Origin of the sequence: Streptomyces adustus (genome assembly GCF_009377175.1) — a bacterium.
Taxonomy (GTDB): domain Bacteria; phylum Actinomycetota; class Actinomycetes; order Streptomycetales; family Streptomycetaceae; genus Streptomyces; species Streptomyces adustus.
The window spans coordinates 1-12,822 of the sequence record NZ_VJZD01000266.1; the positions used below are offsets into that span (position 1 = coordinate 1).

General features: G+C 73.4%; 11 protein-coding genes. 7 read left to right on the forward strand and 4 right to left on the reverse strand.

Going from position 1 to position 12,822, the window contains the following annotated elements:
- Positions 1–220: 220 nt before the first annotated feature.
- Positions 221–589, forward strand: coding sequence for a peptidoglycan-binding domain-containing protein (locus FNH09_RS49210; protein ID WP_162469749.1), 369 nt, complete (start codon positions 221–223; stop codon positions 587–589).
- On the opposite strand, the gene ligD is transcribed toward FNH09_RS49210, so the two are convergent.
- A complete protein-coding gene (gene ligD, locus FNH09_RS38865; protein ID WP_238427371.1) occupies positions 477–1,607 on the reverse strand; it encodes a non-homologous end-joining DNA ligase in 1,131 nt (376 codons plus the stop codon). The two genes, FNH09_RS49210 and ligD, sit on opposite strands and share 113 nt — an antisense overlap.
- Positions 1,608–1,680: 73 nt before the next feature.
- On the opposite strand from ligD, the gene FNH09_RS38870 reads away from it, so the two are divergent.
- On the forward strand, positions 1,681–2,751 hold the full coding sequence (locus FNH09_RS38870) for an ATP-dependent DNA ligase (RefSeq protein ID WP_152894584.1): 1,071 nt from the start codon (positions 1,681–1,683) through the stop codon (positions 2,749–2,751).
- A 67-nt stretch (positions 2,752–2,818) separates the two neighbouring features.
- Here FNH09_RS38870 and FNH09_RS38875 read toward each other — a convergent pair whose 3' ends face one another.
- Positions 2,819–4,009 (reverse strand): zinc-dependent alcohol dehydrogenase, encoded by a 1,191-nt coding sequence (locus FNH09_RS38875; protein WP_152894585.1) that lies wholly within the window; start codon positions 4,007–4,009, stop codon positions 2,819–2,821.
- 255 nt (positions 4,010–4,264) lie between these two features.
- Between FNH09_RS38875 and FNH09_RS38880 the strand changes: the two genes are divergently transcribed.
- Complete coding sequence (locus FNH09_RS38880) at positions 4,265–5,278, forward strand: DUF3048 domain-containing protein (RefSeq protein WP_152894586.1); 1,014 nt, start codon at positions 4,265–4,267, stop codon at positions 5,276–5,278.
- Here the strand turns inward: FNH09_RS38880 and FNH09_RS38885 are convergent, their stop codons facing one another.
- Positions 5,279–5,743, reverse strand: a complete 465-nt coding sequence (locus FNH09_RS38885; protein ID WP_152894587.1) for a MarR family winged helix-turn-helix transcriptional regulator — start codon at positions 5,741–5,743, stop codon at positions 5,279–5,281.
- Positions 5,744–5,973: 230 nt separating this feature from the next.
- Between FNH09_RS38885 and pcaH the strand changes: the two genes are divergently transcribed.
- The 4 genes from pcaH to pcaDC are packed head-to-tail and all read left to right on the forward strand — an operon-like array spanning position 5,974 to position 9,811.
- Positions 5,974–6,747, forward strand: coding sequence for a protocatechuate 3,4-dioxygenase subunit beta (gene pcaH / locus FNH09_RS38890; protein WP_152894588.1), 774 nt, complete (start codon positions 5,974–5,976; stop codon positions 6,745–6,747).
- A 6-nt stretch (positions 6,748–6,753) separates the two neighbouring features.
- A complete protein-coding gene (pcaG, locus tag FNH09_RS38895) occupies positions 6,754–7,359 on the forward strand; it encodes a protocatechuate 3,4-dioxygenase subunit alpha (RefSeq protein ID WP_152894589.1) in 606 nt (201 codons plus the stop codon).
- Positions 7,356–8,687 carry a 3-carboxy-cis,cis-muconate cycloisomerase gene (gene pcaB, locus FNH09_RS38900; protein ID WP_162469750.1) on the forward strand — a complete coding sequence of 444 codons (1,332 nt, stop codon included), beginning with the start codon at positions 7,356–7,358 and terminating at the stop codon, positions 8,685–8,687. The genes pcaG and pcaB overlap by 4 nt, the downstream gene beginning before the upstream one ends.
- Entirely contained in the window at positions 8,684–9,811 is a 1,128-nt protein-coding gene (gene pcaDC, locus FNH09_RS38905; RefSeq protein WP_152894590.1) for a bifunctional 3-oxoadipate enol-lactonase/4-carboxymuconolactone decarboxylase PcaDC, read from the forward strand. The genes pcaB and pcaDC overlap by 4 nt, the downstream gene beginning before the upstream one ends.
- 98 nt (positions 9,812–9,909) lie before the next feature.
- Here the strand turns inward: pcaDC and FNH09_RS38910 are convergent, their stop codons facing one another.
- On the reverse strand, positions 9,910–12,588 hold the full coding sequence (locus FNH09_RS38910) for an ATP-binding protein (protein WP_152894591.1): 2,679 nt from the start codon (positions 12,586–12,588) through the stop codon (positions 9,910–9,912).
- Positions 12,589–12,822: the final 234 nt, after the last annotated feature.

Genomic DNA, 12,822 nt, shown 5'->3' on the forward strand with positions numbered 1-12,822 from the left:
GCCCGGATGCGGCCCCCGTGGCCCCCGGAGGCAGCGCATTACGGACGCGCGAGGACGCCCGCCTCGCGGTGAACCGCCGATTCCGCCCGGCGCCGACGGCGAGATCGCCCAACCTCGGCCGCCGCAACGGCAGTTGGTTCGCGTTTCCCGTGCAGACGTATGCAAAGATCATCTCGGTTCGCGCGCCATGGGGGAACGCGACCGAACACAAGGGGGACATATGCGTTTTAAGCTCACCGGTGCCGTACTCGCCACCGCCGTCGCCTTGGGCGGCGGCCTCGTCGCGGCGCCCAGTGCCTCCGCGGCCACTGTGCGGGACTGCAAGTACACGACCTCCGAGCCCACGCTCAGGTACGGCGCCACCGGCAGTGCGGTCCAGCAGTTGCAGTGCGAGCTGAACTACTCTCTGAACTGGGAGAACTTCCCGGCGATGGACGAGGACGGCATCTGGGGGGACATCACCCAGTCACGGGTGGTCAAGTTCCAGTCGTGCGCCGGTCTGAGCGTCGACGGCGCCGTCGGGCCCAAGACCTGGGCCAAGCTCGACTACTGGGCCGCCAACGCCGACTGGCTGCCCTGCAACCCCTGACAAGGGACCCGGAGCGCCGGGCCCGGCTCGGCTGGACGCGTTTGGGTTCGCCCGGCATCTTCGGATACTCCGGCGGATACGGCAGATCGGCGAGACCGTGGTCGCGTTCGTCCTTCGCCGCCAGGTCGAGGAGCGCGTCCAGCGAGAACGCGTGGTCGTCCATGTCGGCGTGCACGTCGCCGAGTTCGGCGAAGCGGGCGGGCATCGTCGCGAGGTCGAAGTCCCGGGGGTGCGCCTCGCCGACCTCCTCCCAGCGCAGCGGGGCGGAGACGGGGGCGTCCGGGCGGGGCCGTACGGAGTAGGCGGAGGCGATCGTGCGGTCCCGGGCCGTCTGGTTGTAGTCCAGGAAGATGCGCTCGCCGCGCTCCTCCTTCCACCACTTGACGGTCACCCGGTCGGGCATCCGGCGCTCCATCTCGCGTCCGACGGCGATCGCGGCCCGCCGGACCTGGGTGAAGGTCCAGCGGGGTTCGATGGGCACGAAGACGTGCAGCCCCCGGCCGCCGGAGGTCTTGGGCCAGCCGCGCAGGCCGCCGTACTGGTCGAGGACGGCGCGCAGTTCGTGGGCGGCGTGGACGGCGTCGTCGTAGTCGGTGCCGGGCTGCGGGTCGAGGTCGATACGCAGTTCGTCGGGGTGGTCGACGTCGTCCCGGCGCACCGGCCAGGGGTGGAAGGTGAGCGTGCCGTACTGGGCGGCCCACAGGACGGCGGCCTCCTCGGTGGGGCACATCTCGTCCGCGCTGCGGCCGCTGGGGAAGGTGATGTGCGCGGTCGGGATCCAGTCGGGCATGTTCTTCGGGGCCCGCTTCTGGAAGAACGACTCGCCGCTCACCCCGTCGGGGTAACGCTCCAGGGTGGTGGGGCGGTTGCGCAGGGCGCGCAGGATGCCGGGCGCGACGGCCCGGTAGTACTGGGCGAGGTCCAGCTTGGTGTAGCCGCGCTCGGGAAAGAAGATCTTGTCGGGGCTGGACAGCCGTACGGTCCGGCCGCCCGCTTCCAGTTCCACCGCGTCACCCATGCGGCCACGGTAGGCCGACCGCCGCCGCCCCGCACACCGGGCGTCGGGGGGCGGGTGCGCGCAGAATCGGAGCATGGATCTGCCTGTCATGCCGCCCGTGAAGCCGATGCTCGCCAAGTCGGTGGCCAGGATCCCGCCGGACATGCAGTACGAGGCGAAGTGGGACGGCTTCCGGGCGATCGTGTTCCGCGACGGCACCGAGGTCGAGCTCGGCAGCCGCACCGGCAAGTCGCTGACCAGGTACTTCCCCGAGCTCGTCGAGGCGCTGAAAGGGCGGCTGCCGGAGCGGTGCGTGGTCGACGGGGAGATCGTGGTCGCCCGGGAGGGCCGGCTCGACTTCGACGCGCTCAGTGAGCGCATCCATCCGGCCGCCTCCCGGGTGCGCACGCTCGCCGAGCGGACCCCCGCGTCGTTCGTCGCGTTCGACCTGCTGGCGCTCGCCGACGAGTCGCTGGTCGACCTGCCGCTGACCGACCGGCGGGCCCTGCTGACCAGGGCGCTGGCCGGGGTGACGGCGCCGGTGCACCTGGCGCCCGCGACCACGGACATCGACGTGGCCCGGCAGTGGTTCGAGCAGTACGAGGGGGCGGGTCTGGACGGTGTGATCGCCAAGCCGCCGACGCTGCGCTACCGCCAGGACGAGCGTGCCATGTTCAAGATCAAGCACGAGCGGACGGCGGACGTGGTCGTGGCCGGCTACCGGTTCCACAAGAGCGGTCCCGTCGTGGGTTCGCTGCTGCTGGGCCTGTACGACGACCGGGGCACCCTCCAGCACGTCGGCGTGTGCGCGGCCTTCGCGATGAAGCGGCGCGCCGAGCTGGTGGAGGAGCTGGAACCGCTGCGGCTCGCGGACGTCGAGGGGCATCCGTGGGCCGCCTGGTCGGACGAGAGCGCCCATGAGACGGCCCGGCTGCCCGGCGCGCCCAGCCGCTGGTCGGGCAAGAAGGACCTGTCCTGGGTGCCGGTGCGGCCGGAGCGGGTGGCCGAGGTGGCGTACGACCACATGGAGAACGGGGCGCGGTTCCGGCACACGGCCCGTTTCCGCCGCTGGCGCCCGGACCGCGCACCGGAGAGCTGCACCTACGCGCAGCTGGAGGAGCCGGTGCGCTACGACCTCGCGGAGGTCCTCGGGTCACCGGCCTGAGCCGGGCCGGCCGGGCCGGGACGCTCCCCGCCACGGCCGGACGGGGAGCTTCGCGGGTGCGTGGGGATCACGGGTGCATCAGGATCTTGACGGCGCCGTCCTCCTTGCGCTGGAACATCTCGTACGCCTCGGGCGCCTCGCTCAGCGGCAGCCGGTGGGTGGCGAAGTCGTCGACGCCCAGCGGGTCCTCGTCCGTCAGATACGGCATGATCTCGTCGCTCCAGCGGCGGACGTTGGCCTGGCCCATCCTGATCTGGACCTGCTTGTCGAACAGGGTGAGCATCGGCATCGGGTCGGCCGTGCCGCCGTACACACCCACGATCGAGATGGTGCCGCCGCGGCGCACAAGTTCGATGGCCGTGTGCAGGGCGGCGAGCCGGTCCACGGCGAAGTGCTCGGAGAGCGGGCCGCTGATTCTGGGGGGCAGCATCGTCGTGGCCTGTTGGGCCAGCCGGGCGACCGCGCTGCCGTGGGCCTCCGTGCCGACGGCGTCGATGACGGCGTCGGGGCCCCGTCCCGCGGTCCGGTCGCGGATCGCGGTGAGCAGCTCCTTCTCGCTGTCGAACTCCCTGAGGTCGAAGGTCTCCACACCGCGTTCCCGGGCCCGCATCAGCCGCCGCGTGACCAGATCCACGCCGAACACCCGTCCGGCGCCTAGCACCTGGGCCACTCGGCAGGCCATGTCGCCGACGGGTCCGAGGCCGAGCACCGCGATGTCGGCGCCCGGCTTGAGTCCCGCATAGGCGACCGCCTGCCAGGCGGTGGGCAGGACGTCGGACAGATAGACGAACCGGTCGTCGGGCGGTCCCTCCGGGATCTTGATCGGTCCGAACTGCGCCTGCGGCACCCGCAGGTACTCGGCCTGGGCGCCCGGCACCGCGCCGTACAGGCGGGTGTAGCCGAACAGGGCCGCGCCCATGCCCTCGCCGGTGACCTGGGTGGTCTCGCACTGGGTCGGCAGTCCCTCCAGGCACATCCAGCAGTTGCCGCAGGCGATCTGGAACGGCACCACCACCCGGTCGCCGACCATCAGGTCCGGCACCCCCGCGCCGACCTCCACGACCTCGCCCATGGGTTCATGGCCGAGGATGTCTCCCGGCGTCATGAACGGAGTGAGCACCTCGTAGAGATGCAGGTCGGAGCCGCACAGGCCGCTGGAGGTGATACGGATGACGGCGTCCGTCGGTTCCTGGATCGTCGGGTCGGGCACGTCCTCCACGCGCACGTCGCGTCTGCCCTGCCAAGTCACTGCCCTCATCGTGCCGCGCTCCCTCCGTCGCCGGGGTGTGTCCGCCGGTGGGACCACCCGGGTACCCAGGGACCCGCGGCCGAACCGCGACCGGGCCCGCCTGCGCCGTGCAGCCCGCGTGCACCCTCCGGACCACGTCCACCGTCCGGCCTGCGTGCCCTGTCCGAACCGATCGTTGCGGTCGACGCGCGCAATCGGTGTCGAGCGGGTAGAGGCATCAAAAAACCGATGAACACACAAGCGTGGACACGGAACGGGGTGGCGATGTCGGACAGAGGACGAAGAACGCGCACACGAGGTGCCGCGGCGACCGCGGCACTGCTGATCACCGCGGTGGCGGCCGCGTGGACCGCGGGCTGTACGACGTCGCACCGCCCGGGCGACGACGCGCGGGGCCGTCCACAGCCGTCGGCGCACAGCACACCGGCCACGCCCACCCCCTCCGGCCTCCCGACCCGGACGAGCAGCGGCTCGGTGCTCGCGGTGAAGATCGACAATGTGCCCGCGGCCCGGCCGCAGCGGGGGCTGGACTCCGCGGACGTCGTGTACGTCGAGCAGGTCGAGGGCGGGCTGAGCCGGCTGATGGCCGTGTACGCCACCAGGCTGCCGGACGTGATCGGTCCGGTGCGCAGCGCCCGCGAGTCCGACCTGGAGCTGCTGGGCCAGTTCGACCGGCCGACGCTCGCGTTCTCCGGCGCGCAGGGCAAGCTGCTGCCGCTGATCGACCGCGCGCCGCTGCGCGCCGAGCCGGCGGACCGGGCGTCCGGCGCCTACTTCCGGGGCAGCGACCACGTCGCACCGCACAACCTGTATCTCCGGCCGTCCGGGCTGATGCACGCGGCGCCGGGCCCCGAGGCGCTGACCACCGGCTTCCGGTACGGCGCCGCTCCCGAGGGCGGGCGGCCGCGCACCACGCGCACCGTCCGCTACCCCGCCTTCCGCGTCACCTTCACCTGGTCCGCGGACCGGCACCGCTGGCTGGTCACCCAGGACGGGAGCCCGACGGTGACCGCCGCGGGCCGGCGGGTGGCGCCCGCGACGGTCGTCGTGCAGTACGTGAAGATCCGCAGGTCCGCCTTCCACGACGTGCTGGGCAACTACACGCCGTACACCGAGACGGTGGGGTCCGGGAAGGCGGAGGTGCTGCGCGACGGGCGCGGCTACGACGTCCGCTGGGAGCGGGCGACGGCCGCCGCCGGCACGACGTTCACGACCCCGGACGGCTCGCCGGTGAACTTCGCGAAGGGCCAGGTGTGGGTGGTGCTGGCCAAGGCGTGATCAGGTCTGGCCGGCCAGGGGCTCCGCCGGGTTGCGCAGCCCCTCGGCCGCGTCCGAGACCCGGCGGATCAGCTCGAAGAACTGGGTCTGCTCCGCGGCGGAGAGCGGGGCGAGAAAGACCTGGTTCATCCGGGCGGTACGGACGGCCAGCCTGCGGTGGGTGCGCAGGCCGTCGTCCGTGAGCCGCAGCAGGGAGCGGCGGCCGTCCTGCGGGTCGCGGACCTTGTCCAGCAGCCCGCGCCGGCCGAGCCGGCTGATCACCTCGGCGATGGTGGACCGGTCCAGCCCCACCCGCTCCCCCACGGTGCGCTGGTCGAGGCCCGGCTCGGCGACCAGCGTGTTGAGCACGGCGAACTGCGGCGAGGTGATCTCCTCGGAGACCATCGTGTTCCACAGCAGGTGGTGGGCCTGCTGGAGCCGTCGGGCCAGGTGCCCGGGGTGGGTGGTGAGATCCACCGCGGCCATATGCGCTCCCGTGTCGTAGTCGGAGGTCGTCGTCAGAGGTCGTAGCCAGAGGTCGAATTTCGTCGGTGCACTGAATAATACGCGACCGAAGCAGACGCTGCCCGAGAGAGGGACAGGCGCTGAACACGTATTTCTCACGGGTCTTGACGCCCGAGCCCCTCGATGGCAGCGTGAGGGAACCTCACCGAAATACTCAGTGCGCTGACTATCTAGGAACCGCTAGGACCCCCATGGCTCTCACCCAGCAGGACATCGACCAGGAGATCGCGGCCGAACGCGCCGCCTACGGGAAGCGGATCGCCGACGGCGCGCCCGTGGAGCACCAGCCGCGACGGGACTACGCGCCGTACCGCTCCTCGGTGCTGCGGCACCCCAAGCAGCCGCCGGTCGCCATCGACGTGGCCCAGGACCCGGAGCTGGTGGAGCTGTTCTCCCCCGCCTTCGGCGAGCGTGACATCACCGAGATCGACAACGACCTCACCCGGCACCACCGCGGCGAGCCGATCGGGGAGCGGATCACCGTCTCCGGCCGGCTGCTGGACCGCGACGGACGTCCGGTGCGCGGTCAGCTGGTGGAGATCTGGCAGGCGAACTCGGCCGGCCGCTACGCCCACCGGCGCGAGCAGCACGACGCTCCGCTGGACCCGAACTTCACCGGCGTGGGCCGCACGCTCACCGACGACTCCGGCCACTACCGCTTCACCACCGTCCAGCCGGGCCCTTACCCGTGGCGCAACCACGTCAACGCCTGGCGCCCGGCGCACATCCACTTCTCGGTGTTCGGCTCGGCGTTCACCCAGCGGCTGGTGACGCAGATGTACTTCCCGAACGACCCGCTCTTCCCCTACGACCCGATCCTCCAGTCCGTGACGGACGACGCCGCCCGGCAGCGGCTGATCGCCACGTACGACCACGGTCTGTCCGTGCCGGAGTTCTCGCTCGGCTACCACTGGGACCTGGTCCTCGACGGACCGAACGCCACCTGGATCGAAGAAGGGCGCTGACCGGACATGACGAAGATCGACACCAGCAGGCCGGAGAGCGTGCTGCCCACCCCGTCGCACACCGTCGGCCCGTTCTACGGCTACGCGCTGCCGTTCCCGGGCGGCGGCGACATCGCCCCGGTGGGCCACCCGGACACCATCACCGTCCAGGGGTATGTGTACGACGGCGAGGGCAACCCGCTGCCCGACGCCCTCGTGGAGCTGTGGGGACCCGGTCCTGACGGCCGGGTGCCGACGACGGACGGCTCGATGCGGCGCGACCCCTCGACCGGCGGCCACCTGGGCCGCAACGGCGTGCAGTTCACCGGCTGGGGCCGGATCCAGACCGATGCCGACGGGCACTGGTACGCACGCACACTGCGCCCCGGCGCACGCGGGCGCAGTGCGCCGTATCTCAGCGTGTGCGTCTTCGCGCGGGGACTGCTCGTCCACCTGTTCACCCGGATCTATCTGCCGGGCGACCGGGCGGCGCTGGCCGCGGACCCGCTGCTGGCGGGGCTGGCCGAGGAACGCCGCGACACGCTGATCGCCCAGGACGGGGGCGACGGCACGTACCGTTTCGACATCCGCCTTCAGGGCGAGGGCGAGACGGTCTTCCTGGAGTTCCGGTGACAGCCGCCGAACCCGACAGCGGTCTGCTCGGCCCCGGGTGGGCGGGCTCCCCCGCCGCGGCCGCGACCGGTGACCGCGCCTTTCTGCGGGCGCTGCTGGACGCGGAGGCCGCGCTGACCCGGGCGCAGGCGGCGCTGGGCCTGGCCCCGGCCGCGGCGGCGACGGCGGTGACCGAGGCGGCCTCGGACGCAGGCTTCGACGTACACGATCTGGCGCTGCGCGCCCGGGCCGGCGGGAACCCGGTGATCCCGCTGGTCGCCGACCTGACGAGGGCGGTCGGCCCGGAGCACGGTCCGTACGTCCACCGGGGCGCGACCAGCCAGGACATCATGGACACGGCGACGATGCTGGTGGCCGTGCGCACGCTCGGGCCGGTCCTCGACGATCTCGCCCGTACGGAGCGGGCGCTGGCCGCGCTGGCCGCCGCACACCGGGACACCGCGATGCCCGGGCGGACGCTCACCCAGCACGCCGTGCCGACGACGTTCGGGCTGAAGGCGGCCGGCTGGCGGTCGCTGGTCCTCGACGCCCGCGACCGGCTGACCGCCGTACGCGACGCGCTGCCCGCCCAGCTCGGCGGCGCGGCCGGGACCCTCGCGGCCTTCTCGGCGTACGGCGCCGCCGACCCGCTCGCCCTGACGGCCGCCTACGCCCGCGAACTCGGGCTCAGGGAACCGCTGTTGCCCTGGCACACGCTGCGCGCCCCGATCGCCGACCTGGCCGGGGCGCTGGCCTTCACGGCCGGGGCGCTGGGCAAGACGGCCGTGGACGTGCTCACCCTGACCCGCACCGAGATCGGCGAGGTCACGGAGGACGGCGGCGGAGGCTCTTCGGCCATGCCGCACAAGGCCAACCCCGTACGGTCCACGCTGATCGCGGCGGCGGCCCGGCGGGCGCCCCAGCTCGCGGCCACGCTCTACGGGGCGCTGGTCGCCGAGGACGAGCGGCCGGCCGGGACCTGGCACGCGGAGTGGGAGCCGCTGCGGGAGCTGCTGCGGCTGGTCGGGGGCGCCGCCCGGGACGCCGCCGAACTCGCCGAGGGACTGCGGGTCCACCCGGACGTCATGCGTGAACACCTGGACCTCACCCACGGGTTGATCGTCTCCGAGCGGCTGTCGGCGGAGCTGGCCGGGGTGCTCGGCCGGCCCCGCGCCAAGGAGCTGCTCACCGATCTCGCCCGGCGCACCCACGCCGAAAGCCGGCCGCTGGCCGAACTCCTCTCGGAGGAGCCGGAGTTGAAAGGCGTCGACCTCACCGTCGCGACCGATCCCACCCGCTACACCGGCGCCGCCGGAGCACTCACCGACCGTTGTCTGGAGCGACGTTGACCGCCACACTCCTCAACCACCTGGCCGAGGGACCCGCTTCCGCTCCCCCGCTGCTGCTGGGGCCGTCCCTCGGCACGTCGTACGCGCTGTGGGACAAGGTGGCGCCCGAGCTGTCGGCCGCCCACCGGGTGGTCCGCTTCGACCTGCCCGGGCACGGCGGCAGCGCGCCGGACCTGATCGGCCCCGGCGCCACCGTCGGGGATCTCGCCGGTCTGGTGCTCGCGCTCGCCGACTCGCTCGGGATCGAGCGGTTCGGGTACGCGGGGGTGTCGCTGGGCGGCGCGGTGGGCCTGCACCTCGCCCTGCACCACCCCGAGCGGATCTCGTCGCTGGCCGTGATCTGTTCGTCGGCGCACTTCAACGGCGCGAAGCCGTGGCAGGAGCGGGCCGCGCTGGTGCGGCGCGAGGGGCTGGCCGGGCTCGCCGAGAGCGCGGACGCCCGCTGGTTCACCCCCGGGTTCAGTGTGCCCCGGCTGGTCCGGGACCACCGGGAGGCCGACCCGGGGGCGTACGCCGCCTGCTGCGACGCGCTGGCCGCGTTCGACCTGCGGGACCGGCTCGCCGAGATCTCCGTACGCACCCTGCTGATCGCCGGCCGTCAGGACCCGGCGACCCCGCCCGCGCATCTGCGGGAGATCGCCGACGCGGTGCCGCACGCCACGCTCGTCGAACTGCCCGGCGCCTCGCACCTGGCGCCCGCGCAGTGCCCGGAGGCCGTGCTGACGGCGCTGCGGGCGCACCTCGGCGGAACCGCCCGGCGGGGGATGGAGGTGCGGCGCGAGGTCCTCGGCGACGCGCACGTGGACCGCGCGCAGGCCCGGCAGACCCCGTTCACGGCCCGCTTCCAGGACTTCATCTCGCGCTACGCCTGGGGCGAGATCTGGACCGACCCGACGCTCGGCCGCCGCGAGCGCAGCATGATCACACTGACGGCGCTGGTGGCGCACGGCCACTACGACGAGCTGGCCATGCACGTCCGGGCGGCGCGGCGCAACGGGCTCAGCCCCGAGGAGATCGGCGCGGTGCTGTTGCAGACAGCCGTGTACTGCGGGGTCCCGGCCGCGAACTCGGCGTTCGCCACGGCCCAGCGGGTGCTGGCCGAGGAGGAACAGGGCGGCGAGTGAGCCTCCCGACGGCCGTGGCGCCGAGGCTGGGCGGGACGGGGCGGCGGGCCCCCTCCCGCCGGGGCCCGGGTCCGGGGCCCGGGTCCGGGGCCCGGTCCTCAGCGTGGCCCGCGGGCTGTGTCCAGGGCCTCGCGCGCCTGGCGCACCAGACCGTCGGCACCACACGAACGGGCCAGTGCCAGGCCCCGGTTGAGGTCGGCGACGGAACGGGCGACGATGCCGTACTCGACCCGGGCGGCCGCGTGTTCGTACTGACAGGGCGAGGACTCCAGGTAGGCGGCCGCCTGGCCGGCCAGCCGGACCGCGCGCTGGCCGGTCTCCAGGGCGGCGGCACAGCGCAGGGCCTCGCCGATGGCGGTGTCCGTGCCGAGGCGCTCGGCCTGGCGGCGCGCGTCGGCGGCGAGCCGGCCGGCCCGGACGGGATCCTCGACGGCCAGCGCCCTGGCCAGGTCGACCGTCCACGGGGCAAGCACCGGGTGGTGGCCGCCGCGGGCGGCGGCCGCCTTCTCGGCCGCCTCCAGTTCGTTGACCCCGTCCTTGGTGCGGCCGACGGCCAGCAGCAGACGGCCGCGTACGGAGCGGGGGTCGGGCAGCACGATGGTCGACGGGTAGGGCGGGGCGAAGCCGTACCGTTCGGCGACCGCCCAGGCCTCCTGGACATGGCCGCGGGCCAGCAGCGTGTCGACGAGCCCGCAGGACGCCGACCAGTACAGGGGCAGACCGCGGCCGACCCGCTCGGCCAGCCGCAGCGACTCGCGCAGGATGGCCTCCGCGTCCCTGAGGCGGCCCTGTCTGCGGTAGGCGAGCCCCACGAACGCGTTGGCCAGGGCGAGGTGGCCGCCGCTCCAGCCGGCCGTGGTGTAGACGCGCAGGGCCTCGGCGAACAGGCTCTCGGCCCGGTCGAGGCGGTCGGCGTAGGCGTAGGAACTGCCGAGCATCATCAGCAGTTCGACGCCCCACTCGCTGTCGGTCCAGCCGAGGCCCGGCGCGAGGCGGCCGTTGACGAGGGCGCGGTCGGCGAACTCCGCCACCTCCTCGGCGTTCCCGCCGTGCGCCATGAGGTCGAAGGCGCGCAGGATCAGCACGGCGCGCTCGGAGTTGTCGCGGCCGGCGCAGGTGCGGGCGAGCTCGGCGAGGCGCTCCGACCGACCCGGTGAGGTCGCCTCGCCGAAGATGCCCTCCCACATGTACTGCACGGCCTGCAACCGCATCCGGGCGGGCCCGGCCCCCTGCCGGGCGGCCTCCGCCTCGACGGTGCGGACCGCCTCCTCCAACTGGTCGTTGTGGAGCAGGGCCTGGGAGAGGCGGAAGACGGCGTCGACGCGTTCGGCGCCGTCGAGGCCCGGCATGCCGAGCGCGGTCCTCAGGTGGCCGATGGTCCGGGCGGGCGCGGTCAGCAGGGAGGCGCAGCCCAGTTCGTACAGCACCCGGGCGTGCACCTCGGGCCGGGGTGGTTCCAGCAGGGCGCGTTCGAGACAGGCGCGGGCCGCGTCCGGGGCACCGACGGCGAGATGTTCCCGGGCGGCCTCCCGCAGCTGCTCGACGAGTTCCTCGTCGTCGTCCGGATGGACCTGGAGCAGATGGCGTGCCGCGGCGGCCACTCCGCGGCCCGAGTCGGTGACGACCTGGGCGGCGATGCCGTGCATGGCGGTACGCAGCGCGTCCGGGATGGAGTTGTAGACGGCGGAGGCGATCAGCGGGTGCAGGAACTGGAGTTCACCCTCCGCCACCGGTCCCGCGCTGGGGTCGGGCTCGGTCAGGAAGCGGGCGTTGCAGAGCAGTTCGGCGGAGCGCACGGCGTCGTCGTGGCGCATCGCGGCGAGCCGGGCCACGAGTTCCACCGAGATGCCGGTGCCGAGGATGGCGGCGGCCCAGGCGAACCGGGTGGCGTCGATGCCGAGTTCTTCAAGACGGGCGACGAGGCCGCCGCCGCGGGCCGAGCGGTTCAGGGCGCGCAGCTCGCCGGCCGAGGAATCGGTCGGCTCCAGCTCGCTGTTCTGCACCTTGACGAGGAGCTCGATCGTCTCGTAGGGGTTGCCGCCGGTGACGGCCCACACCTCCCGGCAGAACGAGGCGTCGGCGTGCGGGCCGAGCGCGGCCCGGGTGAGGCCGGCCACCGCGTCCGGGGTCAGGGCGCTCAGGTGGGTGACGGGGCCGCCCACCGCTGCGATGGCGTCCAGGAGGCGGGCGCTCTCGCCGCTGACGCCGCCGGGCCTGCGGGCCACGACGACCAGGACGGACAGGTCGTCGAGGCGTTCGGCGAAGGCGCCGAGCCAGCGCAGCGTCTCCGGGTCCGCCCAGTGGGCGTCGTCGATCAGCAGGACGAGCGGCCAGTCCCGCCCGGCCAGCCGGCGCACGGCGGCGACGAGTCCGTCGCAGACGCCCTGCGGGTCGGTGCTGCGCTCGCCGGGCTCCGTGATGCCGAGGGCGGGGCCCGCGATGTCGTACCAGTCGCCGAGGTACTCGCGGGCCTCCTCCGGCAGCAGCGACACCAGGGCGGGCTGGAGCAACTGCCGTACGACGTTGAAGGGGACGGACCTCAGGGTCTCGCCGCCGCGCGCGGACCACACGGTGCAGCCACGGGCCTCGGCGATGCGCCGTGTCTCGGCCAGCAGCGCGGTCTTGCCGAGTCCCGCCTCGCCCCGGAACATCAACAGGCTCCCCGCGGAGGACCGGTCGGCGCACAGGGTCTCCACCGCGCGAGCGATGGCGGCGACTTGCTCGTCGCGCTCCCACAGGGAAGCCGAGGCGGCCGTCGTGGGCCTGGCCTCCGTCATCCCGCTACCTCCCGAAGTCGCCCGGACGACGTACAGACCTCGAGCGTAGCCGCCCCGCCCGTGAACCGGAGGCCGGTCCGGGCACCAGTTGCCGCCAAGGGTGACGGCAGGCACGCGGGGACGACACGGGACCCGCACCGGACGGCTTTCGCATGTCAACACCGCTGCGCTGAAAGCGAATTGACGATGAATTCACGTCGGCGGGGTGGGCCGGCGGGGGTGGCGGCGTGGTGG